This is a genomic window from Lysobacter sp. TAB13, assembly GCF_052113885.1.
In the GTDB taxonomy this organism is placed as follows: Bacteria; Pseudomonadota; Gammaproteobacteria; order Xanthomonadales; family Xanthomonadaceae; genus Lysobacter; species Lysobacter gummosus.
The window spans coordinates 164,843-189,385 of the sequence record NZ_JBFRDR010000001.1 but is presented as its reverse complement, the minus strand read 5'-3'; the positions used below and the strand labels follow the sequence as shown (position 1 = coordinate 189,385).

Genomic DNA, 24,543 nt, shown 5'->3' with positions numbered 1-24,543 from the left:
GATCACGGGCGCTGAGGGCGATCGGGCCTAGGCTCGCCGGTCCGCAGGTTTCTGTGGACCGGCGGCCGCCCAGGCGGCCGCTGCGCCACTGCAGGGAATAAGGAGGTTCACCATGAAGTCGAAGCAGTTGTCGCTGTCGGCCCTGGCCGCGTTCGTGTTCGCCGCCTCGCTGGCCGCGAGCGCCACCCCGGTGGAAACCCCGTGCCAGCGCTGCGAGCGCATATTCGAGCAATGCGGCACGACCCAGGCCTGCGTCACCGCATGGAACCGGTGCATGCGCGCCAACGGCTGCCCGTTCTGAGCGACGGCGCGTGCCGGGTCCGGCGCCGCGACGGCGGTGGCCGGACATGAAAAAGGCGGCCATAGGCCGCCTTTTTTCAACGAGTTACCGCTATTACTTCATGCGGTAGGTGATGCGGCCCTTGGTCAGGTCGTAGGGCGTCATCTCAACCTTGACCTTGTCGCCGGTCAGGATGCGGATGTAGTTCTTGCGCATGCGACCCGAGATATGGGCAATGATTTCGTGCCCGTTTTCGAGACGCACGCGGAACATGGTGTTCGGAAGAGTTTCCGCCACCGTGCCCTCGAATTCGATCACGTCGTCTTTTGCCATGTGTCTCTCAAAAAGGTGGACCGGAGCGGTCCGCAAGGATCGGGCGTCGCGCGCCCGCGAAGCCGCGCATTCTGCCACGTGAGCGCCCTGGGAGCAAAAAACCGTTAATCGGGCCGGCGTTGAGACGCGGCCGGGGACGGCGCGGGCAGCGGCTCGGCCAGCTGCGCGGCGCGCATTTCGCCGAACCGGGCGGTCCACGAACCGGGCGCAAACCCAGGCTGGGCCGCGAGTTCGCCGGCTCGGGCCAGGAACAGCCCGCGCGGCAGGCTGATCGCGCCCAGGCTCAGCAGGTGCGGATTCTCGACCTGGGCGTCGAGCAGCGGCCAGCCCCAGCGATGCAGGCAATGCGCCAAAGCCGCGAGCGCCACCTTGGACCCGCCCGATCGCCCGCTGAACATGCTTTCGCCATAGAACATGCGACCGATGGCGATGCCGTAGATGCCGCCGGCCAGATCTTCGCCGTCGTAGACCTCGACCGAATGCGCGTGGCCCAGGCGGTGCATCTCGGCATAGGCCTGCAGCATCTCGTCGCTGATCCAGGTGCCGTCCTGGCCGGGCCGCGGCGCCTGGGCGCAGGCGCGCATGACCGCTTCGAAGGCGGTGTCGGCGCGCACGGTCCAGTCGCAATGGCGCAGGCCGCGGCGGAATCTGGACGACAGGCGCACGCCGTCGGTGCGGAACACCGTGCGCGGGTCCGGGCACCACCACAGCAGCGGATAACCGTCGGAGGGCCAGGGGAAGATGCCGTGGCGGTAGGCGTTGAGCAGCCGCGGCGGCGTCAGGTCGCCGCCGATCGCGAGCAACCCGTCCGGATCGGCCAGCGCCTGCCCGCCGGGCGGAAACTCGGCGTCGGGGTCGGGCGAGAGCAGGAACGGAAGACGCCTCATCGGGACGGGATTCGGGATTGGAGATTCGGGATTCGGGATTCGTCGAAGCCTAAAGCAGAACTTGCTTTTGCGAATCCCGAATCCCTAATCCCCACTCACGGCCTTGAACGGCGAATGCTCCGCCAGCGTGCGCGCATAGCGCCGCACCGAGGCGGCTTCTTCGCGGCACCACGGCCGCAGCGCATCGCGAAAGCCGGGGTGGGCGATCCAGTGGCGGCTGCGCACCAGGGTCGGCAGGAAGCCGCGGGCGAGCTTGTGCTCGCCTTGCGCGCCGGGTTCGAACACGCTCAGGCCTTCGCGCAGGCAGTACTCGATGCCCTGGTAGTAACAGGTCTCGAAATGCAGGCCGGGCAGGTTCTCCTGCGCGCCCCAGTAGCGGCCGTACAAGGTGTCGCCGCCGCGCAGGCACAAGGCGCCGGCGATCGGCTCGCCGTCGCGCTGGGCCAGGAAGAGCACCAGCGATTGCGGCATCTCGCGCGCCAGGTGGCGGACGAATTCCAGAGTCAGCGCGGCATGGTTGCCGTATTCGGCGAAGGTGGTGAGGTAGAAGCGATGCATCGTCGCCAGATCCGCGTCGCTGGCGTCGCGGCCTTCCACGACCCGGAAGCTGACTCCGGCGCGCGCGACCTTGGCCCGTTCCTGGCGGATATTCTTGCGGTGCTTGTGGTCGAACGCGGCCAGGAACTGGTCGAAGTCCTGCCAGCGCCGGCCGTCGGCATCGGGCTCGTTGCGCCAGTGGTACTGGACGTCGATGCGTTGCAGCCAATCGCCGCCGGCATCGTCGTCGTCGAAGGCGCCGTCTTCCTCGTCGCGATGGAAGTTGACGTGCGCCGACGACAGCTTCTGCCGCTCGCACAACTGCGCCATCGCCGCCAGCAACAACCGCCGGTGCTCGGGCGTGCGCGCCAGCAGGCGCGGGCCGGTCACCGGCGAGTAGGGCACCGCCGCCAGCCACTTGGGGAAGTAATCCAGGCCGTGCTGGGCGTAGGCATGGGCCCAGGCGTGGTCGAACACGAATTCGCCGTGCGAGTTCTGCTTCAGATACGCCGGCATCGCCGCGATCAGCGAGTCGCCGTCCCACACGGTCAGATGATGCGGAGTCCAGCCCCAGTCTTCGCGCAGGCAGCGATGCGTTTCCATGCCGTGCAGGAAGGCGTGCGCTACGAAGGGATTGCGGCCGTCGTGCAGGCCGTCCCACTGCGCGGGCTGGACTTCGCCAAGCGATTCGAGCAGCGAGATACGGAGTGCTTGCGTCATCAGTCGGGCAGGGCGTACTGAACTTTGACGCCGTCAAGGCGGATGAATTTGCGTTTGAGCAATTCGGCGATGATGCGTTCCAGGTCCGATTCGTTGAGCTTTTCGCCAAACCAGACCGAAATCATCGTTCGCAGCGTTTTATCGCGCTGCGGGCGGCTCTTGGGCATTCCCTTGAGCTTCGACACGACGGCATCGACCTGTTCGTCCTTGCTGGCTTCCAGCAGCGGCCGGAGCACCGGAATGTCGTTGAGAGCGTTCGAACGCTTCGAAAGCACGCCCTTGGACTTGAGGTGCGCGATCAGCGGATCGAAGCCGGTATCTTTCGAAATGATATGGAAGAACGCGGCAGGTTCGGTCTCTACCAGGCGGCCGATGTAATAAGCGATGTGGAAATCCAGGGCGTTGGAGCCATTGCCCGAAATCTGGATGTACTCCGCCCTTTCGCCGAGGCCTTGCATGGCGGTGACCAGTTCGACCGGGAGCTTGGATTGATTGGCGCCGATGAAGATCTTGACCCGAAAATGCGTTTCAGCCAGCAACGCGATGTTCTTCGGTTGCACATTCTCGTAATCGACCAATACGTAGTTGATCTTCATCGGCGTCCCGCCCTTCCGGGCTCAGGCGTCCTTGTCGAGAAACTTCTCCGCATCCAGCGCGGCCATGCAGCCGAAACCGGCGGAAGTGATGGCCTGGCGATAGACCTGGTCGGCCACGTCGCCGGCGGCGAACACGCCTTCCACCGAGGTGCGGGTGGCGTTGCCATCCAGGCCGGTCTGGATCGTCAGGTAGCCGTTCTTCATCTCCAACTGGCCTTCGAACAGGCTGGTGTTGGGGGTGTGGCCGATGGCGATGAACAGGCCGTGGATGGACAGGTCCTTGCTCGAACCGTCCTGCACCGACTTCACCCGCAGGCCGGTCACGCCGGCATCGTTGCCTAGCACTTCATCGACGGTGTGATGCCACACCGGCTCGATCTTGCCGGCCTGGATCTTGGCCTGCAGCTTGTCCTGCATGATCTTCTCGGCGCGCAGCGTGTCGCGGCGATGCACCAGATAGACCTTGCGCGCGATGTTGGACAGATACAGCGCTTCTTCGACCGCGGTATTGCCGCCGCCGATCACCGCCACGTCCTGGTCCTTGTAGAAGAAACCGTCGCAGGTCGCGCAGGCGGACACGCCGCGGCCCTTGAACTCTTCTTCCGACGGCAGGCCGAGATATTTCGCGGTCGCGCCGGTGGCGATGATCAGCGCGTCGGCGGTGTAGTCGCCGTTATCGCCGGTCAGGCGGAACGGACGCTTGGACAAGTCGGCGCTGTGGATGTGGTCGAACACGACTTCGGTGTCGAAGCGTTCGGCATGCGCCTGCATGCGCGTCATCAGGTCCGGGCCCATCAGGCCGTGCGCGTCGCCGGGCCAGTTGTCCACTTCGGTGGTGGTCATCAGCTGGCCGCCCTGCTGCAGGCCGGTGATGACCAGCGGCTTCAGGTTGGCGCGGGCCGCGTAGACCGCGGCGGTCCAGCCGGCCGGACCGGAACCGAGGATGACGACGCGGGAGTGCTTGGTAGGGCTCATGTATATAATCGCGGCCAGTTGGGAGTGCGCTGCGCACGGAAGGAATCTTCAAGCACATCAGGGCCATACGCCTGCGTGTTGAAGATTCCGAAGCAGGGCATAGCTTGGAGGCGACGTCCCGGCAAAACAAGGCATGGCCGGCGGATGCAACGTTGCGTAGCGTGCGCGGCTGCGCGAACCGCCAAACGGCAACTGGCGCATCGGCGGGCGCGGGCGTACAAAGCCGGGGTCGACGCGGCGAGTCGCGGGCCGGTTCAGGGCCGCGCACCGCGCCTTACAGCATTCAACGCAGCACGTTCACCCTCACGACAACCGCTTAAAACACAACATGGCTTGGGGCGCCGCATATGCGGCGTTTTTTCTGGGCCGCACTGGAGATAGCAATGCGTATCGGCGTACCGAAGGAAACCAAGACTCTCGAAGGGCGCGTAGCGCTCGTTCCCGCCGCGGCCGGCGACCTGGTCAATCGCGGCCACGAGGTCTGGCTGGAACAGGACGCGGGCATCAAGAGCGGCTTCAAGGACGCCGACTACACGCGTCTGGGCGTGAAGATCGCGCCGGACGCGGCGGCGCTGTACGAAAAGGGCGAGCTGATCGTCAAGGTCAAGGAGCCGATCGCCGGCGACCTGCAGCACCTGCGCAAGGATCACCTGCTGTTCTGCTACCTGCACCTGGCCGCCGAGCCCACCCTGACCAAGCAACTGCTGGACATCGGCCTGACCGGCGTCGCCTTCGAGACCGTCGAGCTGCCCAACGGCGATCTGCCGCTGCTGGCGCCGATGTCGATCATCGCCGGCAAGATCGGCGTGCAGGTCGGCACCCACCTGCTGCACCAGCCCATGAGCGGCAAGGGCAAGCTGCTGGGCGGCCTGCCGTCCACCGAGCGCGGCAAGGTGGTGGTGTTCGGCGCGGGTCAGGCCGGCGGCGCCTCGGCGGCATTGGCCGCGGCCGGCGGCTCCAACGTCACCGTGTTCGAAATGCGCCAGGACCGCATGGAGCAGATGATGCGCCTGGGCAACAACGTCACCACGCTGTTCCCGTACGTGGACGTGGTCGCGCGCGAAGTGGCGTCGGCCGATCTGGTGATCGGCGCGGTGCTGGTGACCGGCGCGCGCGCCCCGCACGTGCTGACCCGCGAAATGCTCAAGGGCATGGAAGACGGCAGCGTGGTGGTGGACATCTCCATCGACCAGGGCGGTTGCTTCGAGACCTCGCGTCCGACCACCTGGAAAGAGCCGACCTACGTGGAAGAGGGCGTGACCCACTTCTGCGTGACCAACATGCCCGGCGCGGTGCCGCAGACCTCCTCGCAGGCGATCTGCGCGGCGATCCTGCCGTGGGTCAACAAGCTGGCCGGCGGCGACTGGCGCGGCAACCAGGCGCTGGTGCGCGGCATCAATGTGGAAGGCGGCAAGCTGATCCATCCGGCGCTGCAGGGAATGAAGCTGTAAAGCCCGCAGCCGAGCCGGCTTGCAGCTCGTAGTTCAGTCGTATTCCTTACTCCACGGACGGGAGATCCAGCGACTGCGTCGGCCCTGCCGCGCAGTCGCCGGGTCCTGCCTTCGCGGACCAGCAAGGGGCGTGAAATGGCATATGTCGTGTTAGCCGCCGCGGCGATAGTCGCGATCCTGCTTGCGCTCAGCGGTCTGCGCATCGCCAACCAGTACCAGCGCGCCGTCGTGTTCCGGCTCGGCAAGCTGCAAGGGCTGCGCAATCCCGGCCTGTACTGGCTGATTCCCTTCGTCGAATGGCAGCGGATGGTGGACATCCGCACGATCACCGCCTCGGTCGAAAAGCAGGAAACCATCACCGCCGACAATGTGCCGATCAAGGTCACGGCGGTCATCTGGTACGCGACCGTGGACCCGGTGAAAGCGGTGGTGGACGTGCGCGATATCGACGACGCGGTCATCCAGGTCGCACTGACCTCGCTGCGCAACATCATCGGCCGCCACACCCTGGACGCGGTGTTGAAGGATCAGGAGCGGCTGTCCAGCGAAATGCGCCTGGCGATCGACCTGGCCACCGAGCCCTGGGGCGTCAAGGTGACCCGGGTGGAAATGCGCAACGTCGAAATCCCCGCTTCGATGCAGCGGGTGATGGCGCAGGAGGCCGAGGCGCTGCGCGAAAAGCGGGCCCGCATCATCAAGGCCGACGCCGAACTCGAAGCGGCCGAAACCCTGGCCCGGGCCGCCGCGGTCATCACCGCGAACCCGGCCGGACTGGAACTGCGGCGCATGCAGATGGTCACCGAGGTCGGGGCCGAGCAGAACACCACCACCATCATTCTGATGCCGAGCGAATTCGCCTCGATGGCCCGCGGAATCGCTCAGATCGCCGATAAGTACGTTGAAAAATCGTAGCGAAATAGTCTGGATGCGGCCGCAATCCGATCCGGCGGCTCCCCGGCGACGATCGCGCCGCGGCTGCCATACCTGCGGGCCAGATTGGGATTTGGGGACTGAGCCGAGTCCCGATTCGCCGCGGGGGCGGTCAGGCGGGCGGGTGGCATTGAGTGCTACCGTTCGCGGGCCGTTCCCGTTTTTCGTTTTACCGGCATCGCAGCCCAGACCGACAACGCGCCATAAATCGGGGAAATACATGCGTTCAGTGGCTTTCACCATCGCCCTTGCGACCGCATCGACCGCGGCCGCGGCTTCCTCCGATACGATCGAGCCCAGCGCCCGCGATTCGATCGAAGCGACCTGTTTCGACTACGTCGATGGTCAGCTGGAAGGCGATCCCGAACGCGTCGCCCGTTCGCTGCATCCCGACCTCGCCAAGCGGCGCGTGCTGGGCGAGACGGCCGACGAAAAACTGGGCCTGCGGCGCATGACCCGCGAAGAGCTGGTCGATCTGACCCGGCGCGGCGCATTGAAGACGCCGAAGGAACAATGGGATCGTTCGTGCAAGGTGCTTGACGTCGCCGGCAACGTGGCGGTGGCGCGGGCGGAAACGCCGTGGTTCGTGGATTTCTTCCACCTGGGCAAATTCGGGGACCGCTGGGTGATCGTCAACGCCCTGTGGTACTCAAAGCGCAAGGAAACGAAGAAGTAAGCCCGCGGCCGGCTTGAGCCGGCGGGGCGCAGGACCGTTCCAACCTTGCCGTTTTTTGTCAATTTCTTCCCATATTGCGCTATTTCGCTGTATATTCAACGACTAACGGTACCAACCTAAGGCAGCACATCACGGTGGCATCCGCTCCAACCGCCAGTCGTAAGAAGGCCAAGCCAACCGAAGCGACGGTCAGCGCACCGTCGCCGAAGCGACAGCGCCTGATGCGCGACATCTCGCTGATCATCATCGCCCCGTTGCTGCTGTACCTGCTGGCCAGCCTGGTCACTTTCTCGCCGAGCGACCCCGGCTGGTCGCATTCGGGCTCGATCACCGCGCCGCTGCACAACCTGGGCGGGCGCGTCGGCGCCTGGATCGCCGACGTGCTGCTGTACCTGTGCGGCTATATCGCCTTCCTGCTGCCGGTCATGCTCGGCGCGATCGCCTGGATCGCCTTGTTCGGCATGGATTCCGACGGCGATGGCGACGCGGACCTGGGGCCCGCGCTGCGCCTGGTCGGCATCGTCGGTTCCCTGGTGTCCCTGACCGGCCTGGCGCACCTGCGTTTCGGCGTGGCGGAAAATTTCTCCGCCGGCAGCGGCGGCATCCTCGGCCAACTGGTCGGGCGTTCGCTGTACTCCGGTTTCGGACCGGTCGGCGGCAATCTGTTCCTGGCCGCCTTGTTGCTGATCTCCTTCACCTTGGCCACGGGCGTGTCGTGGTTCGCGCTCATGGACTGGCTGGGCCGCTGGACCCTGGCGCTGGGCCCGGTGCTGAGCAAGCTTTTCCGCCGCGGTAGCCAGCAGGCCACCGAATGGCGCCAGACCCAGGTCATGCGCGAGGAGCGCGAGGAAGCGCGCAAGGTCGATACCGAGCTGCGTTCCAAGCGCGAGAAGGTCAAGATCGAGCCGCCGCCGGCGCCGGTGGTGGAAAAGAGCGAACGCGCCAAGCGCGAAACCCAGATCCCGCTGTTCAACACCGGCGATGGCAGCGGCCTGCCGCCGCTGGCGCTGCTCGACGATCCCAAGCCGCAACCCAAGGGCTACAGCGAAGAAACCCTGGAAACGCTGTCGCGGCAGATCGAGTTCAAGCTCAAGGATTTCCGCATCGATGCGCAGGTGATGGGCGCCTATCCGGGCCCGGTCATCACCCGCTTCGAAGTGCAGCCGGCGCCGGGCGTCAAAGTCAGTTCGATCAGCTCGCTCGACAAGGACATCGCGCGCGGCCTGTCGGTGAAATCCGTGCGCGTGGTCGACGTGATCCCGGGCAAGTCGGTGATCGGCCTGGAAACGCCGAACACCACCCGCGAGATGATCTTCCTGTCCGAGCTGCTGCGCTCGAAGGAATACGACAAGTCCGGCAGCCCGCTGACCCTGGCGCTGGGCAAGGACATCGCCGGCCGGCCTACGGTCGCCGATCTGGCGCGCATGCCGCATCTGTTGGTCGCCGGCACCACCGGTTCGGGTAAGTCGGTCGCGGTCAACGCGATGGTGCTGAGCCTGCTGTACAAGGCGTCGGCGAAAGAACTGCGGATGCTGATGATCGATCCGAAGATGCTCGAACTGTCGGTCTACGAGGGCATTCCGCATCTGCTCGCGCCGGTCGTGACCGACATGAAGGAAGCCGCCAACGGTCTGCGCTGGTGCGTGGCCGAGATGGAGCGGCGCTACAAGCTGATGTCGATGGTCGGCGTGCGCAACCTGGCCGGCTTCAACAAGAAGGTCCGCGACGCGGAGGAAGCGGGCCAGCCGATGATGGACCCGCTGTTCAAGCCCAATCCGGACCTGGACGAAGCGCCGCGTCAGTTGGAGACCTTGCCGTTCATCGTCATCTTCATCGACGAATTCGCCGACATGATGATGATCGTCGGCAAGAAGGTCGAAGAACTCATCGCCCGCCTGGCGCAGAAGGCGCGCGCGGCCGGCATCCACCTGATCCTGGCGACCCAGCGGCCGTCGGTGGACGTCATCACCGGCCTGATCAAGGCCAATATCCCGACCCGCATCGCCTTCCAGGTGTCGAGCAAGATCGACTCGCGCACCATCCTCGACCAGTCCGGCGCCGAAACCCTGCTGGGCCACGGCGACATGCTGTACCTGCCGCCGGGCACCGCCATGCCCGAGCGCGTGCACGGCGCGTTCGTGTCGGACGAGGAAGTGCATCGCGTGGTCGAACATCTCAAGCAGATCGGCGGCCGCCCGGATTACATCGAAGGCGTGCTCGACGAAGTGCAGACGATGGGCGACGGCACCGTGGTCGGCGCCACCGGCCTGCCGGAAACCGCCAGCAGCGGCGGCGACGAATCCGATCCGCTCTACGACGAAGCCGTGCGCATCGTCACCGAGACCCGCCGCGCCTCGATCTCGGGCGTGCAGCGGCGCCTGAAGATCGGCTACAACCGCGCCGCGCGCCTGATCGAGGCGATGGAGGCGGCCGGCATCGTGACCCCGCCGGAGCACAACGGCGACCGCAGCGTGCTTGCGCCGCCGCCGCCGAAGTAACCGCAGCGGCGTACGCAAGCGCGCCGTCCGCAGTAGGCGCCCTGCAAGCGTTCAAGGCTGGAGCGCTAGGGATACACCGGTTTCGGATCGCAGGCCGGCAATCGCCCCCTGCGCTGCCAAACCGCCCGCTGACCGGCTCCCCCCCGTCGATACCGTGTTCAGGATTCCCTGCGCACACTGCCGCCATCGTTTTATGAGGAGCTTGCCGTGAACCGTCTCGTCCGCCACGCCGCCATCGCGCTCTCGCTGTCCACGGCCCTGTTCGCCGGCGCCGCCGTCGCCGGCGCGCGCGACGACCTGGGTGCGTTCACCCGCGGCCTCAAGGGCCTGGACGGCCAGTTCGCCCAGCAGGTGTTCGACACCAACGGCAAGCTCAAGGAATCCTCGACCGGCCAGGTCGCGCTGTCGGCGCCGCGGCTGTTCCGCTGGGAGTACGTCAAGCCGTACCCGCAACTGATCGTCGCCGACGGCAAGAAGGTGTGGGTGTACGAGCCCGACCTGCAGCAAGTCAGCGTGCGTCCGCAGGGCGCGGAAGAACAGAACAGCCCGCTGGCGGCGCTGATCGACCCGGGCAAGCTCGACAGCATGTTCGTGGTCAAGGACGCCGGCAGCAACGGCGGCCTCAACTGGCTGACGCTGGAACCGAAGAACCAGGGCGAGGCGAGCTTCCGCAACGCCAAGCTGGGGTTCAACGCCGCCGGCCTGAGCAAGATGGAAATCGTCGACGCGCTCGGCCAGAAGACCGAAATCAGCTTCAGCGGCTGGAAGCGCAATCCCAGCTTCCCGGCCAGCACGTTCAAGTACGCGCCGGGCAAGGGCGTGGATGTGATCGGCGAGGGTTGATGCCGGTTTGGAACCGCGGCGAGTTGCTGCGCATGGCGTTTGAATTTCGATAACCCAGCGCAGCACGCGCTGCATTGGCGGCGAAACCGCGTCTACAGCGGCTTTTCGTAGCGGATCGTAGTCAGCCCGCTGTTCCATTCTTCATCCGGATAACGCGCGACTTCGCGATAACCCAGGGCGAGATACAGCGCCTGGCTGCCGGTGTTGAAGGTGTCCGTTTCCAGACTGGAGAGCGTCAGGCTTTCGGCGCGCATCGCCGTTTCCAGCGCCTCCATCAACGCCCGCGCGACGCCGCGCCGGCGGCCGCGCGCGGCGACGTGCAGCGCATCGACGAAGCCGCCGTCGCGATGGGCGAAGCCCAGCACCTCGCCGTCGATCTGCGCGACCACGAAACGCGGCCATTGCGCGGCGACGAAATTTTCCGCGACCTGCCGCTCGTGGTAATCGGCGATGGCTTGTGCGGTGAGTTGCTCACGCCAGGTGTCCTCGAAAGTTTCCGCGAGCAGCGCCAGCAGCGCGGCGCGATCGTCGGCGACGGCGGGGCGGATCAATACGGCGGCGGGCGCTGGGTTCATGAGCGGAATCGTGTCGGAGCGGGCAGGGATGCGGCGGCGCGCCGATGCAGTATCGCCGGCCGCACCGACGCGGATGTAGCGATCCTTTGGCGGTTGCGCGGCCGCCGCGCGGCGTTCGATCGCCGATCGATCAAGTCCCCGCCGGCAACTGCGGCGGAAACCAGTTCGCCCGCGCCAGCCACCCGGACAGAAAACGACGCAGCAGCGGATGGCTCGCGGCCAGGTTGTCGTAATAGTTGATCCGGCCCTGGCGATACAGCGCGTATAACGAGGCCTGTTCGGCGTGCTGCACGGCGGCGAGCGTTTCCGGGCCGAAATGCCCGTCGGCGGCCAGCGGCGGGCCGAGCAGGTTCTGCAGCAGCAAGATCGCGTGGAAACCGGCGTTGACGTAGAAGTCGAACACGATCGCGGCCAGCTCCTGCGCGGCGATCGAGTCGCCGTAGATCGCGTCCCAGTACAGCGCCTTGTACAACACCGCGGCCTGCTCCCGGCTCAGGGCCTGCAGATTGGCCAGGGTGGGGGCGACGCCGAGCAAGGTCTGCGCATGCGCCTGGAAGGTCTGCAGGGTGATGCCCATATTGGTCGCGCCGCCCGGATCGTAGGGGTCATCGACATAACCGCCCTCGAAGATCAGCAGTTGCGGGAAGTAGTCGTTGAAGTCGGCCATTGCAGGTCTCCGGAAGATGCGGATGCGGCGGACGCGATCGCGCCTGCCGGTCGGGAAAACGGGGATCGCGCGGCATCGCTGCGCGCGGCGGGGCCGCACGGCCCGCACGGTTGAGGCAAACGCCGCCGCCCGGGCCTTGTGAGGCGCTTGGGCGCCGGGGCCAACCGTGCCGAGATCGCGCCCGCGCCGCCTTACCGCCGGCTGACGGTTTGCAAAATCCCGTTGGATCAAGCTGTTGCGGCCGCGGGCGATTCGCCGCCGACGCGATCTTGGTATCGTGGCGGTCGATACTCAGCCCGGAATTTCCCCGTAAGTGGCCCGTCGAACCGCCCCCTCGCAGGACTCGCGCGATCTGCTCAGCGTCGATAACGACGGCCTGCGTCCGCTGGCCGAGCGCATGCGCCCGCGCAGCGTCGATGAAATGGTCGGCCAGCGCCGCCTGCTCGCGCCGGGCTCGGCGCTGCGCCGCGCGGTCGAATCCGGGCGCGTGCATTCGATGATCCTGTGGGGCCCGCCAGGGTGCGGCAAGACCACCCTGGCGCTGCTGCTGGCGCGCTACGCCGATGCCGAGTTCAAGGCGATCTCGGCGGTGCTCTCGGGCCTGCCCGAGGTGCGGCAAGTGTTGGCCGAAGCCGCGCACCGTTTCGCCGACGGCCGCCGCACGGTGTTGTTCGTGGACGAGGTGCATCGCTTCAACAAGACCCAGCAGGACGCGTTCCTGCCGCATATCGAGCGCGGCACCATCATCTTCGTCGGCGCGACCACCGAGAACCCGTCGTTCGAACTCAACTCGGCGCTGCTGTCGCGCTGCCGCGTGCACGTGATGGAAGCGGTCTCGCCCGACGATATTCGCCACAGCCTGCGGCGCGCGCTGGAAGACGAAGAACGCGGCCTGGGCGCGCAACCGGTGCAGGTCGGCGACGACTTGCTGCTGCAGATCGCCACCGCCGCCGACGGCGACGTGCGCCGCGCGCTGACCTTGCTGGAAATCGCCGCCGAACTGGCCGCCGACGAAGACGGCCAGATCACCGCCGCGACCCTGGCGCAGGTGCTGGCCGACCGCACCCGCCGCTTCGACAAGGGCGGCGAGCAGTTCTACGACCAGATTTCGGCGCTGCACAAATCCGTGCGCAGTTCCAACCCCGACGCGGCGCTGTACTGGTTCGCGCGCATGCTCGACGGCGGCTGCGACCCGCACTATCTGGCGCGGCGGCTGACCCGCATGGCGGTGGAGGACATCGGCCTGGCCGATCCGCGCGCGCTGCAGATGTCGGTCGATGCCTGGGACACCTACGACCGCCTGGGCAGCCCGGAAGGCGATCTGGCCCTGGCGCAGGTGGTGATTTATCTGGCCAGCACCGCCAAGTCCAACGCCGCCTATGCCGCCTTCAACGCGGCCAAGGCCGATGTGGTCGAGCACGGTACTCAGGATGTCCCGCTGCATCTGCGCAATGCGCCGACCAAGCTGATGAAGCAGCTGGGGTATTCGAAGGGCTACCAGTACGACCACGACGCCGATGGCGGCATCGCCCTGGATCAGACCGGGTTTCCGGATGCGATGGGCGAGCGGGTGTATTACCAGCCGGTGGAGCGCGGGCTGGAACTCAAGCTCGGCGAGAAGCTTGCGCGGCTGCGGGCGCAACGCGCGCAGGCGCGCAGCGAGGGCGGCGATGGCGAGTGAGTGCGTAGCCGGACTGTGTGAGGTCTTTTGTGGGAGGGGCTTCAGCCCCGATGCTTTTCGCTCAGATCGCCGGAATCGATCCCATCGGATCGAAAAGCATCGGGGCTGAAGCCCCTCCTACAAAAGACTTCGGGCTTGCGCGGCGGTCGGCGCTGGCGCCATTGTCTGTATCGAGTCCATCGCTCATGCCTGCATCGACGCCGCGACCGGCGCCATGCAGGCCACTTCACGGAGCCCGCAACCGATGACCCGCGCCGCCTTGCTGCAACTGCTCGCTGTCGGCCTCGGCGGCGCATTCGGCGCGATGCTGCGCCACGGCGCCAACCTGCTGCTGCCGCGCGCGGCAGCGCCGTGGCCGGCGCTGTCCACCCTGTGCGTCAATGTCGTGGGCTGCCTGTGCGCGGGCCTGCTGCTGGTGTGGCTGGGCGGGCGCGAAGACGCCGATTTCTGGCGCGCGCTGCTGCTGACCGGGGTGCTCGGCGGCCTGACCACGTTCTCGGCCTTCGGCGTGGACCTGCTGGCGCTGCTGCGCGCGGCCCGCTACGACTGGCTGGCGCTGACCATCGCTGCCCATGTCGGCCTGGGCCTGCTGGCGATCGTCGCCGGCTGGCGTTTGGGGCAGTTGGCGTGGCCGGGGCGGATCTGAGCCCAGGCCGATCCGGGCCAGCGGGAACCGGGCGACTGCCGATCCCGCAACGGCGCGACTTTCAATCGGCACCGATCTGAACCGGCACGAATCCGAACCCGCACCTTTCAAGGCGACCGCGGACCCACACCGCAAGATCCCGAGCCGGCGCCGACCACCCTTAGCGCGATCTACTCCGCCCGCGGATTCACCGGCAACCGGGTCATCCGCAGCACCTCGTCGCTGGGCGCCGACGACTTGTTGGACAACACCTGCTGCAGCGATTCGACCTCGGCCCAGACCATGTGCTGCAGCGCCTGCAGCAGGGTCGAGCCGGCGTCGGACAGGCTCAGGCGGCCGTCCAGGCTCAGGGCCAGTCCGTCCTCGATCAACGCATGCTTCATATGGCTGGTTTCCGGCTGCACCCCGCGCTGCAACCCCACCAGGACGCTCAGCAGAGCGTGCTCTCGCAGTGACACCTTGAACAAAATACTTTCCCCTATCCGCACCCGGCACTTGTCTTTTGTGTGCCTGAAATCACGATATGGGAAGCGGTGTGATGACAGCTTTGACAGGGCTTAATGCGCGTCAAAGTGGCACTCATAATGTGCCGGCGGTGCCGCCGGCGCTGCTTGTAACTGTCACCTCGATGGCTCATCTTCGCCGCTGACCCGGGCTGACCCCGGGCCGCCGCCACCAGGAACCGGACCTCCATGCTGATCTACGACCGCGTCGTACCGCTCAACCGCCACACCCACCGCCGCCTGCGCCTGCGCTCGGCCCAGCACAACGCCCGTTTCGCCGCCGAGCTCAACTCGGTGCCGCTGACCACGGTCGAATTCCCGCACGCCGCCTCCGAGTACGCGATCGTGTTCGCGCGCCTGGAGAACGGCGACTTCCTGCCGGCGGTCGTGGTCGGGCTGCGCAACCAGCAGAACCTGTACGTGGACGAGAACGCGCGCTGGAAACGCGGCTACGTGCCGGCGTTCCTGCGCCAATATCCGTTCATGCTCGCCGAGGACCGCGACAGCGGCACGGTCACCGTCTGCGTCGATATGTCCTACGACGGCCTGTCGGAAGAAGAGGGCGACGCGCTGTTCCAGGAAAACGGCGACGACAGCGAGAACCTCGGCCGCGCGATGACCTTCCTGCAGGACCTGCACGGCGAGTTCAAGCGCACCGCCGCGTTCACCGCCAGGCTCAAGGAACTGAACCTGCTGGACCAGCAGGTGATCCGCTTCGGCGGCGAGGGCGAGCCGCAGCGCGAGCTGGGCGGCGTCTACGTGGTGTCGGAAGAGCGCCTGCTGCAGCTCGACGACGCGGTGCTGCCGGAACTGCTGCGCTCCGGCGCGATGGGCCTGATCTATACCCACCTGGTGTCGATGCGCAATCTCGACCGCCTGTCCGAACTGGCCCAGCAGGACGCGGCCAAGTCCGCCGCCGCTCCCTCCGCGGTCAACTGAGCCCGCCGCCCGGTTCGCGGGCGGCCCCGGGCTTCATCGGCGCGACCGCGACGGTCGCGCCGCATCGGCGGCTTACGGCTGCCGATCGTGTCTGCATGATTCGTGCCTTCACGAATATGTTCCGGTGATGAAACACGACGGCGACGGCCTTCGTCACGGACTTGGCTTTGTCTTATCGAAATCGGGCCGTCCGCGCGTGCCGCGGTGACCTTGCTGCGCCCAAACTGGTCTGCGAACCGACCTGCATGACAGCGCGCAGTGCGCGTTGCGATTGCGGATGGCGAGAGTCGATGTCGACGGCGATGCTGATGTTTGCGACGTCGGCCGCTACCGGCAACCGCCTCGCCAACGCCATCGATCGTCTTCGATTCTCGCCAGCGCGACTTGCGAGCGATGCGCCGACGATCGCGAAAATATCCGACGAATCAGCGCGCGCCACTCGCACTCGCGAGTTCGAAATCGGGTGCACAACACCGAAGACGCAAGCGCGAACCACACAACCGCCAACGCGGTCGATCGACATCGAAACCGCGCAACCGCAACGCGCGCCTTTTCTCACCTGTGTGATACCGCTCATCCGCGAATGAGATGACAAGTGACGTGCTGCGTAATTCCGATGTCATCGCAGCGACTTGTGACATTCGGTGCCTGCGATTGACAAGCGCATGACCGCATTCGTGTGCCTTGTCATGCAGTAGTTCAAACATCGTCACATAGCGCACCTAACGTGACGCGGTCTGCCGACCCCGTTCGCCGGGTCGGCGCAACAGGGATGGTTCCGGGTCGATGCATCTACGCCTTATCGCAGCCGTTGGTCTGACGTTCCTCGGGCCGACGGGCTTGCACGCGCAGGAAACCGCCCAAGGCGCGCAGGCCGCGCCGGCGCTCGCGCGTTTCGATGTGATGGCCTATCAGGTGCTGGGCAACACCAAGCTGCCCACGCTGGATATCGAGAAAGCGGTGTATCCGCACCTGGGCCCGCAGCGCAGCGAGCAGGACGTGGAAGCCGCGCGCGCCGCGCTGCAATCGCTGTACGACAAGAGCGGCTATCCGACCGTCAGCGTGGTGATCCCGGAACAGGACGCGTCCACTGGCCTGGTCACGCTGCAGGTCAACGAACAGAAGGTCGGCCGCCTGCGGGTCAACGGCGCGGACTATTTCTCGCCCGACGACATCGAGCGCGCCGCGCCGTCGCTGGCGCAGGGCGCGGTGCCCAACTTCAAGGACGTGCAGCGCGACATCGTCGCCCTCAATCAGCTGCCCGACCGCCGGGTGACGCCGGAGATCAAGGCTGGCGCCACGCCGAACACCGTCGATGTCGATCTAAACGTCGAGGATTCACTGCCGCTGCACGGCTCGCTCGAGATCAACAACCGCAACAGCGCCAACACCACCGAGCAACGCGTGGCCGCCAGCGTGCGCTACGACAATCTGTGGCAGCGCGGCCACAGCGCCAGCCTGTCGGTGCAACTGGCGCCGCAGCGGCGCGCCGACGCGGAAGTGTTTTCGGCTTCCTACCTGGCGCGCTTCGGCTCATCGCCGTGGTCGCTGCTGGGTTACGCGGTGCGCAGCAAGAGCGACATCGCCGTGGTCGGCGATCTCAACGTCATCGGCAACGGCACCCTGGCCGGCGTGCGCCTGATGCGCTCGTTCGCCGCGCGCGAAGGCTTCTTCCACTCGCTGAGCGTGGGCGTGGACTACAAGGACTTCAACGAAGCGCTGGTGCAGGGCGCCGATCGCGGTTCGGTGCCGATCGAGTATTTTCCGTTCAGCGTCAACTACAACGCCGACTGGATCAAAGAGCATTCGGTCAGCGACCTGGCCTTGTCGGCGGTGTTCAACCTGCGCGGCGTCGGCGACGGCCGCGCCGCCTTCGACGCCAAGCGCTTCCAGGCCCAGCCGAATTTCTTCTACCTGCGCGCTTCGGGCTCGCACACGTGGAAATTCGCCAACGACGCGCAACTGATGCTGCGCCTGCAGACCCAGTTCGCCGGCGAGCCGTTGATCAGCAACGAGCAATTCAGCATCGGCGGCCTGGACAGCGTGCGCGGCTATTACGAATCCGAATCGCTCGGCGACACGGGCGCGGCGGCGACGCTGGAAGCGCGCACGCCCTCGTTCGCCGACTCGCTCGGCGAGGCGTTCCAGGAAATGCGCCTGCGCGCCTTCGTCGATGCCGGTTATGCGCGCATCAACGACCGGCTGCCGGATCAGCTGCGCAGCGAGACCTTGGTCAGCGCGGGCCTGGGCGCGTCGCTGAAGGTGTTCGAGCATCTCAACGGTTCCATCGATGTGTCCCACCCGCTGTCCAGTCCGAACGGCAAGGACCGCAAGCCCGATTCGATCGAACTCGGCGTGCGGGTTTGGGGCGAGTTTTAAGCAGGCAAGGAAGAACCCTGTGGCGGGGGCTTGAGCCCCGACGCTTTTGTTTCAGCTCGCCGGGCCTGATCGCGGCGGATCGAAAGGCGTCGGGCCTGAAGGCCCTTCCATCCAGGCCATACCGAATATTTCCGGGGAAAGTGTCGTGACTCAATTGCGCGTGTTGCTGGTCTGCTTGTTCCTGTCGCTGATCTCGTTGCCGGCATCGGCGGCGTCGTGGTGGGACGGTAAATGGAACTACCGGGCCAAGATCGATCTCAACACCACCTCGGCCGGCGCCGCGGTCAGCGAGCCCGGCGGCCGCGCCCAGATCCTGGTGCGCCTGCATTCGGGCAACTTCAACTTCGCCGACGCGAAGGAAGACGGCAGCGATGTGCGCTTCATCGCCGCCGACGACCGCACGCCGCTGAAGTACCACTTCGAGAAATACGACGGGCTGGTCGATCAGGTCGCGCTGGCCTGGGTGGACGTGCCGAACCTGGAGGCCAACGCGGCCTCGTCGGTCTATGTCTACTTCGGCAATGCCGAGGCCACGCCCGGCGGCGACGCCAAGGGCAGTTACGACGCGGACAACATCGCGGTCTATCACTTCGCCAACCAGGGCACGGCCGGCAACGACCAGACCGCCTACGCCAACAACGCGCAGGCGCCGCTGACCCTGGCCGAATCGGCGCTGATCGGTTCGGGCCTGCAATTGAACGGTCAGGCGCCGGTGACGGTGCCGGCGTCGTCGTCGTTGAATCTCGCTGCGGCGCAGCCGTTGACCTTGTCGGCGTGGATTAAACCCACCGGCGCCAACGCGACCGGCGTCATCGCCTCGCTGCCCGGCGCGCTGACCGTGGGCGTGGACGCGGGCGTGATCTACGCGGAAACCATCGGCGCCGCGGGCCCGCTGCGCACCTCCGCCGGCGCACCGCTCACCAGCGAAGGCTGGGCCCACATCGCCGTGCGCGCCGCCGACAACAAGCTCGCCGTTTACGTCAACGGCGCGCCGGCCGGCGAAGTCGCGGCGGCCTTGCCGCTGGCCAACGCCGGCCTGCTGATCGGCGGCGAACGCGCCGTCGCCGGCGCCGCGGCGCGGCCGAACTTCATCGGCCTGATCGACGAACTGCAAGTCTCCAAGACCGCGCGTCCGCTCGGCCTGATCCAGGCCGCCGCGCACAGCCAGGGCCTGGACGCGCGCTTGCTGACGTTCCAGCCGGTCGAGCAGCGCTCCGGCGACGGCGGCCACAACTACTTCGGCATCCTGTTCAGCGCGCTGACCGTCGATGCCTGGGTGGTGATCGTGATCCTGGGCTTCATGGCCGCGATCTCGTGGTGGGTGATGATCGGCAAGGGCGTGTTCGTCAACGTCACCTCCAAGGCCAACGAGCGCTTCCTGCAGGCGTTCCGCAAGTACGCCGGCGAATATCCGCTGCACGACATCGCCTGGGTCAAGGGCGCGGAAGGCGACGGGCCGCTCAACGGGGAAAAATCCAATCTCGCCCGCCTGCTCGCGATCGGTCTGGACGAATTGCGCAACCGCGTCGCCGCCGCCGGCGGACGTTCGGTGGTGCGCACGCAGTCGATCGCCGCCATCCGCTCGGCCCTCGACGCCGCCGCGGTGCGCGAGAGCCAGCGTTTGAACAAGTTGATGGTGCTGCTGACCATCGCCATCTCCGGCGGCCCGTTCCTGGGCCTGCTCGGCACCGTGGTCGGCGTGATGATCACCTTCGCCGCGGTCGCCGCGGCGGGTGACGTCAACATCAACGCGATCGCGCCGGGCATCGCCGCCGCGCTGCTGGCGACGGTGGCGGGCCTGGCCGTCGCGATCCCGGCGCTGTTCGGCTACAACTACTTGCTTAGCCGCACCGAGGCGATCGGCGCGGACATGCAAGTGTTCGTGGACGAACTGGAAAAGCGCATCGCGGAGGATTACGCCGGCGACGCGCCGGTACCCGCGCACCTGTCGCGCAGCGTGTCCACGGAGTCGCTGCCGTGAAGGTCCAGGGCAAGAAACCTTACGACGACATCAACATCACGCCGATGCTGGATCTGGCCTACGTGCTGCTGGTGATCTTCATCATCATGACCACCGCGGCGGTGCAGGGCATCAAGGTCGATCTGCCCAAGGCCAGCGCCAGCCAGCCCTTGTCGGTGCCCAAGACCAAGGTCATCGCGATCGACAACGCCGGGCAGGTCAGCATCGACGCGGTGCCGGTCAGCATGAGCGAACTGGAACAGCAGCTGCGCAACGCGCTGGCCAACGACGCCGAGTTGCCGGTGATCCTGCGCGGCGATCGCGCCGTGCAATACGAAAAGGTCATGGCGGTGCTGGACCTGTGCAGCAAGCTCGGCATCTCCTCGATCGGACTGGCGTCGCAGCGCCAGGCCGCGGGCTGAGCGGGTCCGCGCGCGCATGTCCGCACCCACGACCTATGGCCGTCCCTCCCGGCTGTCGCGCGCGCTCGGCGTCGCCGGCGCGCTCGGCGTGTTCGCCGTGCTCGCCTGGCTGGTGTGGTCGCTGATGCAGGACGGCCGGCCGATGCCCAAGCGCACGCCGCCGCGCATCACGCAGGTGATCCTGCCGCCGCCACCTCCGCCGCCGCCTCCACCGCAACCGGACAAAGTGCAGGAAGAGGAAAAACTGGTCGAGAACACGCCGTTCGAAGCGCTGGACAAGCCGCAGGAAGATTCGCCCGAACCGCCCGGCGATCCGCTCACCGCCGAAGCCGGGCCGGGCAGCAACGAGTTCGGTCTGCAGGCCGGCAACGGCGGCGGCACGCGCATCGGCGGCAAGGGCGGCGGCGGTAATCCGTATGCCGGCTATGCCTCGATGGTGCAGCGCTCGGTGCAGCAGTACCTGCAGCAGGCCGACAAGACCCGCAAGGGCCGCTACAGCGCCACGGTGGCGATGTGGTTGAACGCCGACGGCACGATCCAGCGCTCGCAGGTGATCGCCTCCACCGGCAAACCCGAACTCGATGCCGCCATCGTCGCCGCGCTGCAGGGCCGCTCGCTGCCGCAGCCGCCGCCGGCGGAAATGCCGCAACCGATCAATTTGCGCATCGGCGCGATCGCGCCGGGATGACCGGCCGCACCGACATTCGCGCCCGACCGCTTCGCTTATCTGTTTCGCTTACTGGGACTTTACGCATGACCGCATCGCCCAATCCGCATCGCCGCACGTCCGTTCGTGTGTTGACCCTGGCCCTGGCCGCGCTGTGCGCGGCACCGGCGCTGGCCGCAACGCCGGTGGACGCGTCGAAGATCAGCCCGGAAGTCACCCTCAAGCTCATCGATCTGCTGGTGGCCAAGGGCGTGATGACGCGTCAGCAGGCCGACGACATGATCGCCGAGGCCACCGCGAGCGCGGCCGCGCGTCCGGCGCCGGCGCTCGCGGCGCAGCCTGCGTACCAGACCCAGCCCGGCGCGGTGGTCGTGCCCTACATTCCGGAAGTGGTGCGCCAGCAGATCAAGGACGAACTGCGCGCGGAAGTCACCCAGCAGGCCAAGAGCGAAGGCTGGGCGGCGCCGAACGCACTGCCGGAGTGGACCCAGCGCATCAACGTCTACGGCGACGTGCGCGCGCGCGCCGAGGACGTGCTCAACGACGGCGAGAACTACACCGACTTCCCGAACTTCGGCGTGCTCAACGCCGGCAGCGGTTACGACGTCAACGACCCGCTCAACAATCCGCTGCCCACCGTCAACACGACCAAGAACCGCGGCCGCATGCGTCTGCGCGCACGGCTGGGCGTGCACGCGCAGATCGCCGACTGGGTGGAAGCGGATCTGCGCATGGCGACCGGCAGCGACCGCAGCCCGGTGTCCACCAACCAGACCCTCGGCGCCGGCGGCAATCTGTCCAAATACTCGCTGTGGCTGGATCGCGCCTACATCCGCCTCAAGCCCAGCGACTGGCTGACCGCCGACATCGGCCGCGCGCCCAATCCGTTCTGGACCAGCGAACTGTTGTTCGACAACGACCTGAGTTTCGACGGCGTGGCGATCAAGACCGAGTTCGACACCGGCGGCGATTTCAAGCCCTTCGTCAATGTCGGCGCGTTTCCGATATTCAACACCGATTTCGATTTCGGCTCGACCCAGCGCCTGGACAAGGCCAGCAGCCGCGACAAGTGGCTGTACGGCGCGCAGCTCGGCGCCAACTGGAAGTTCAGCGACGATGTCAACCTGAAGCTGGGCCTGGGCTATTTCCTGTTCGACAAGATCAACGGCGAGCGCTCCACGCCGTGCGTGGCGCCGACATCCAAGGACGTGTGCGATACCGATCTGTCGCGGCCGCAGTTCCAGCAGTTCGGCAACACCATGTTCGCGATCCGCGACATCGTCCCGGCCAGCGGCGCGCCCGACGGCCCGCAGTTGCAGTACTTCGGCTACGCGAGCGAGTTCGGCGTGGCCAACCTGCACGCGGCGCTGGAGATCGCCAGCTTCGACCCGGTCAAGATCGTGGTTGAGGCCGATGTGGTCAAGAACCTCAAGTACGACGCTAACCGCATCCGCGCGCTGGGCCCGTTGAATAACTTCAAGCCGCTGCGCGATCCCAACGATCGCACCTTCATTTTCGACGGCGGCGACATGGGCTATTACATCAATCTGCTGGTCGGCCAGCCGAAGATCGCCAAGGCCTGGGACTGGAACGCCAGCATCGGCTACAAGCGCCTGGAATCGGACGCGGTGCCGGACGCCTTCACCGATTCGGACTTCCACCTGGGCGGCACCAACTCGCGCGGCTTCATCCTCGGCGGCGCGCTGGGCCTGGCGCGCAACACCTGGCTGGGACTGCGTTGGCTCAGCGCCAACGAAGTCAGCGGCGCGCCGTACTCGGTCGATGTGGTGCAGATCGACTTGAACACCGAATTCTGAGCACGGAGCCCGGATCATGAGCTTGCCACCCATCCGTCATAGCGCACTGCGCAGCGCCCCGTTGCTGGCCGCGCTGTGGTTCGCCGCTTCCGGCGCGCATGCGCAGAACGGCAACGAAACCCGCCTGCGCGATGCGCTGCGCGACACCGGCGCACGCCTGCGCACCGCCGAAGCCGCGCTGGCCGCGCAACAGGCCGCCACCGCCGCGGTCGAGCGCGAGCGCGACGCGCTCAAGGCCGCCTCGGCCAAGGCGCCCGCGCGCGAGGACGGCGCGCGGCTGACGGCGTTGCAGCGTCAGCTCGGGCAGGCCTCGGCGGCGTCCGATCAAGCCCGCGCCGATGCGCAGAAGTGGCAGAGCGCGCAGCAGCAAGCCGCGCAGGCCGCGCAGCAGAAAGAACACGAACGCGCCGCGCTGGCGGCGCAGCTGGCCAGCGTGCAGGCGCAGTCGGCGCGTTGCGCCGCGGCGACCGAGGCGGTGTATCAGGCTGGGCGCGAGTTGGCGCAGTTGTATCGCGATCCGGATTTCATCGATTCGGTGCGCGGCCATGGGTTCTCGCCGCTGGGGTTGGGGCGGGTGAAGAAAGAGAACCGGGTGCGCGAGCTGGAGGACAAGCTCGATCAGCAGCACGATCAGGCGGCGCAGTGCGCCAGTGGCGATGCTGCTGCGCGCACGGCCGGTAACGGGACGGCGTCGAGCTGATGAGGCATGCGGCCGCCCGGGTTGCGATGAAGCCGCGCGGGTTCGCGCGGCGGTGTTCGTGCGGGCGGTCGATTCGGGCGGTGTTGTCGTTGCTGGGGGTGTGCGCGGTGTTCGCTTCGGCCGCGCAGGCGCAAAAACGCATGCTGCCGGCCTCGCAGCCGCAGGCCACGCCGTGCGTGCAGGTGCGTATCGGCAATGACGAGGCCGGGCGGTGGTCTTGTCTCAACGAAGCCTTGAAAGCCGAAGTCGATAAGACCGCGCCGGTGGTCAATACCGATTCGCCCGGCGAACGCCTGGCGCCGATCGGGCAGGGCTTGGCGACGCCGGCGGCCACGCGGCAGCGGCTGGGAGATCAATACGGCAAGTCGGTCCGGCCGCAGCGGCCGGCGCAGCCGTTTCCTGCTTCGTTTCCGAAACCGGTGCGCTGAGGATATGTCCAGTCGAACAGCCATCTGCTTTGTCGTTGTCGCCCGGTTGGGTGGGCGTCGGTGCGCTGCGGGGGCGTTTGTTCGAGCAACGGCAACGGCAAAATCAAGAGCAAATCCCCCGCGTTCGCTTTGCGAACGCCGCCCCCTTTTTCAAAGGGGGCAATGGCACGGCGCAGGATCGTTGTCGTTCAGTCGCGCCGGGACCATTCGCCCCTTCGACGCCGGGACCGTTCTCCCCTTTGATCGCGCAACAGTTCCCCCCTTTGAAAAAGGGGGGCTAGGGGGGATTTGCTTTTGCTTGGATCGACCGTCGCCGACGACGATTGAGGCAACAGCAACAGCAAATCCCCCGCGTCCGCTCCGCGAACGCCGCCCCCTTTTTCAAAGGGGGCAACAGCGCGCGGCTTTGCCGGGCCGTGACGCCAACCCGTCC

At 66.7% G+C, this 24,543-nt stretch carries 26 protein-coding genes; 18 read left to right on the top strand and 8 right to left on the bottom strand.

The genetic code is table 11. The annotated features are described in order from the left end of the window. Positions 1 to 112 precede the first annotated feature (112 nt). Positions 113 to 301, top strand: coding sequence for a hypothetical protein (locus AB4Y92_RS00735; protein ID WP_441817903.1), 189 nt, complete (start codon positions 113 to 115; stop codon positions 299 to 301). 93 nt (positions 302 to 394) lie between these two features. On the opposite strand, the gene infA is transcribed toward AB4Y92_RS00735, so the two are convergent. The 5 genes from infA to trxB all read right to left on the bottom strand — a co-directional run bounded on the left by infA (position 395) and on the right by trxB (position 4,328). Beyond that, entirely contained in the window at positions 395 to 613 is a 219-nt protein-coding gene (gene infA, locus AB4Y92_RS00730; protein WP_031372296.1) for a translation initiation factor IF-1, read from the bottom strand. A gap of 104 nt (positions 614 to 717) precedes the next feature. Further along, a complete protein-coding gene (gene aat / locus AB4Y92_RS00725; RefSeq protein WP_441817902.1) occupies positions 718 to 1,500 on the bottom strand; it encodes a leucyl/phenylalanyl-tRNA--protein transferase in 783 nt (260 codons plus the stop codon). Positions 1,501 to 1,584: 84 nt separating this feature from the next. Beyond that, positions 1,585 to 2,757 carry a GNAT family N-acetyltransferase gene (locus AB4Y92_RS00720; protein ID WP_441817901.1) on the bottom strand — a complete coding sequence of 391 codons (1,173 nt, stop codon included), beginning with the start codon at positions 2,755 to 2,757 and terminating at the stop codon, positions 1,585 to 1,587. Further along, on the bottom strand, positions 2,757 to 3,353 hold the full coding sequence (locus AB4Y92_RS00715) for a PIN domain-containing protein (RefSeq protein WP_441817900.1): 597 nt from the start codon (positions 3,351 to 3,353) through the stop codon (positions 2,757 to 2,759). Before AB4Y92_RS00715 ends, AB4Y92_RS00720 begins: the two co-directional genes overlap by 1 nt. Before the next feature lie 21 nt (positions 3,354 to 3,374). Then, on the bottom strand, positions 3,375 to 4,328 hold the full coding sequence (trxB, locus tag AB4Y92_RS00710; protein ID WP_235114946.1) for a thioredoxin-disulfide reductase: 954 nt from the start codon (positions 4,326 to 4,328) through the stop codon (positions 3,375 to 3,377). Positions 4,329 to 4,711: 383 nt separating this feature from the next. Here trxB and AB4Y92_RS00705 point away from each other — a divergent pair, with 383 nt between their 5' ends. The 5 genes from AB4Y92_RS00705 (at position 4,712) to lolA (ending at position 10,726) form a co-directional block, all read left to right on the top strand. After that, on the top strand, positions 4,712 to 5,779 hold the full coding sequence (locus AB4Y92_RS00705) for an alanine dehydrogenase (RefSeq protein WP_441817899.1): 1,068 nt from the start codon (positions 4,712 to 4,714) through the stop codon (positions 5,777 to 5,779). A 135-nt stretch (positions 5,780 to 5,914) separates the two neighbouring features. After that, positions 5,915 to 6,691 carry an SPFH domain-containing protein gene (locus AB4Y92_RS00700; RefSeq protein WP_441817898.1) on the top strand — a complete coding sequence of 259 codons (777 nt, stop codon included), beginning with the start codon at positions 5,915 to 5,917 and terminating at the stop codon, positions 6,689 to 6,691. 238 nt (positions 6,692 to 6,929) lie between these two features. Next, positions 6,930 to 7,385, top strand: coding sequence for a nuclear transport factor 2 family protein (locus tag AB4Y92_RS00695; RefSeq protein WP_441817897.1), 456 nt, complete (start codon positions 6,930 to 6,932; stop codon positions 7,383 to 7,385). 134 nt (positions 7,386 to 7,519) lie between these two features. Beyond that, on the top strand, positions 7,520 to 9,883 hold the full coding sequence (locus tag AB4Y92_RS00690) for a DNA translocase FtsK (RefSeq protein ID WP_441817896.1): 2,364 nt from the start codon (positions 7,520 to 7,522) through the stop codon (positions 9,881 to 9,883). Between the two features lie 207 nt (positions 9,884 to 10,090). After that, positions 10,091 to 10,726 carry an outer membrane lipoprotein chaperone LolA gene (gene lolA, locus AB4Y92_RS00685; RefSeq protein ID WP_441817895.1) on the top strand — a complete coding sequence of 212 codons (636 nt, stop codon included), beginning with the start codon at positions 10,091 to 10,093 and terminating at the stop codon, positions 10,724 to 10,726. Between the two features lie 92 nt (positions 10,727 to 10,818). On the opposite strand, the gene AB4Y92_RS00680 is transcribed toward lolA, so the two are convergent. Both AB4Y92_RS00680 and AB4Y92_RS00675 read right to left on the bottom strand, forming a co-directional pair. After that, a complete protein-coding gene (locus tag AB4Y92_RS00680; protein ID WP_441817894.1) occupies positions 10,819 to 11,301 on the bottom strand; it encodes a GNAT family N-acetyltransferase in 483 nt (160 codons plus the stop codon). A 130-nt stretch (positions 11,302 to 11,431) separates the two neighbouring features. Then, positions 11,432 to 11,968: a glycoside hydrolase family 108 protein gene (locus tag AB4Y92_RS00675; RefSeq protein ID WP_441817893.1), complete on the bottom strand. Its 537-nt coding sequence runs from the start codon at positions 11,966 to 11,968 to the stop codon at positions 11,432 to 11,434. A 397-nt stretch (positions 11,969 to 12,365) separates the two neighbouring features. Between AB4Y92_RS00675 and AB4Y92_RS00670 the strand changes: the two genes are divergently transcribed. The 3 genes from AB4Y92_RS00670 to AB4Y92_RS00660 are packed head-to-tail and all read left to right on the top strand — an operon-like array spanning position 12,366 to position 14,295. Next, on the top strand, positions 12,366 to 13,649 hold the full coding sequence (locus AB4Y92_RS00670) for a replication-associated recombination protein A (protein WP_441818262.1): 1,284 nt from the start codon (positions 12,366 to 12,368) through the stop codon (positions 13,647 to 13,649). Between the two features lie 17 nt (positions 13,650 to 13,666). Continuing rightward, the gene (locus tag AB4Y92_RS00665; protein ID WP_441817892.1) at positions 13,667 to 13,897 is read left to right on the top strand and encodes a DUF6053 domain-containing protein; all 231 of its coding nucleotides are present in this window, start codon (positions 13,667 to 13,669) and stop codon (positions 13,895 to 13,897) included. Next, positions 13,894 to 14,295 carry a fluoride efflux transporter FluC gene (locus AB4Y92_RS00660; protein ID WP_441817891.1) on the top strand — a complete coding sequence of 134 codons (402 nt, stop codon included), beginning with the start codon at positions 13,894 to 13,896 and terminating at the stop codon, positions 14,293 to 14,295. Before AB4Y92_RS00665 ends, AB4Y92_RS00660 begins: the two co-directional genes overlap by 4 nt. Positions 14,296 to 14,465: 170 nt before the next feature. Here the strand turns inward: AB4Y92_RS00660 and AB4Y92_RS00655 are convergent, their stop codons facing one another. After that, positions 14,466 to 14,762, bottom strand: coding sequence for a hypothetical protein (locus AB4Y92_RS00655; RefSeq protein ID WP_215057941.1), 297 nt, complete (start codon positions 14,760 to 14,762; stop codon positions 14,466 to 14,468). A 225-nt stretch (positions 14,763 to 14,987) separates the two neighbouring features. On the opposite strand from AB4Y92_RS00655, the gene AB4Y92_RS00650 reads away from it, so the two are divergent. From AB4Y92_RS00650 to AB4Y92_RS00610, 9 genes are all read left to right on the top strand, one after another. Next, positions 14,988 to 15,737, top strand: coding sequence for a SapC family protein (locus tag AB4Y92_RS00650; RefSeq protein WP_441817890.1), 750 nt, complete (start codon positions 14,988 to 14,990; stop codon positions 15,735 to 15,737). Between the two features lie 290 nt (positions 15,738 to 16,027). Then, a complete protein-coding gene (locus AB4Y92_RS00645; RefSeq protein WP_441817889.1) occupies positions 16,028 to 16,324 on the top strand; it encodes a hypothetical protein in 297 nt (98 codons plus the stop codon). Between the two features lie 199 nt (positions 16,325 to 16,523). Beyond that, complete coding sequence (locus tag AB4Y92_RS00640) at positions 16,524 to 18,116, top strand: ShlB/FhaC/HecB family hemolysin secretion/activation protein (protein ID WP_441817888.1); 1,593 nt, start codon at positions 16,524 to 16,526, stop codon at positions 18,114 to 18,116. Between the two features lie 145 nt (positions 18,117 to 18,261). Beyond that, positions 18,262 to 20,097, top strand: coding sequence for a DUF2341 domain-containing protein (locus AB4Y92_RS00635; protein ID WP_441817887.1), 1,836 nt, complete (start codon positions 18,262 to 18,264; stop codon positions 20,095 to 20,097). Beyond that, on the top strand, positions 20,094 to 20,498 hold the full coding sequence (locus AB4Y92_RS00630; RefSeq protein WP_057942847.1) for an ExbD/TolR family protein: 405 nt from the start codon (positions 20,094 to 20,096) through the stop codon (positions 20,496 to 20,498). Before AB4Y92_RS00635 ends, AB4Y92_RS00630 begins: the two co-directional genes overlap by 4 nt. A gap of 16 nt (positions 20,499 to 20,514) precedes the next feature. Then, the gene (locus AB4Y92_RS00625) at positions 20,515 to 21,186 is read left to right on the top strand and encodes a TonB family protein (protein WP_441817886.1); all 672 of its coding nucleotides are present in this window, start codon (positions 20,515 to 20,517) and stop codon (positions 21,184 to 21,186) included. 65 nt (positions 21,187 to 21,251) lie between these two features. Then, positions 21,252 to 22,982, top strand: a complete 1,731-nt coding sequence (locus AB4Y92_RS00620; RefSeq protein ID WP_441817885.1) for a putative porin — start codon at positions 21,252 to 21,254, stop codon at positions 22,980 to 22,982. A gap of 16 nt (positions 22,983 to 22,998) precedes the next feature. Then, positions 22,999 to 23,682: a hypothetical protein gene (locus AB4Y92_RS00615; protein ID WP_441817884.1), complete on the top strand. Its 684-nt coding sequence runs from the start codon at positions 22,999 to 23,001 to the stop codon at positions 23,680 to 23,682. 80 nt (positions 23,683 to 23,762) lie between these two features. Continuing rightward, the gene (locus AB4Y92_RS00610) at positions 23,763 to 24,110 is read left to right on the top strand and encodes a hypothetical protein (protein ID WP_441817883.1); all 348 of its coding nucleotides are present in this window, start codon (positions 23,763 to 23,765) and stop codon (positions 24,108 to 24,110) included. Positions 24,111 to 24,543 lie beyond the last annotated feature (433 nt).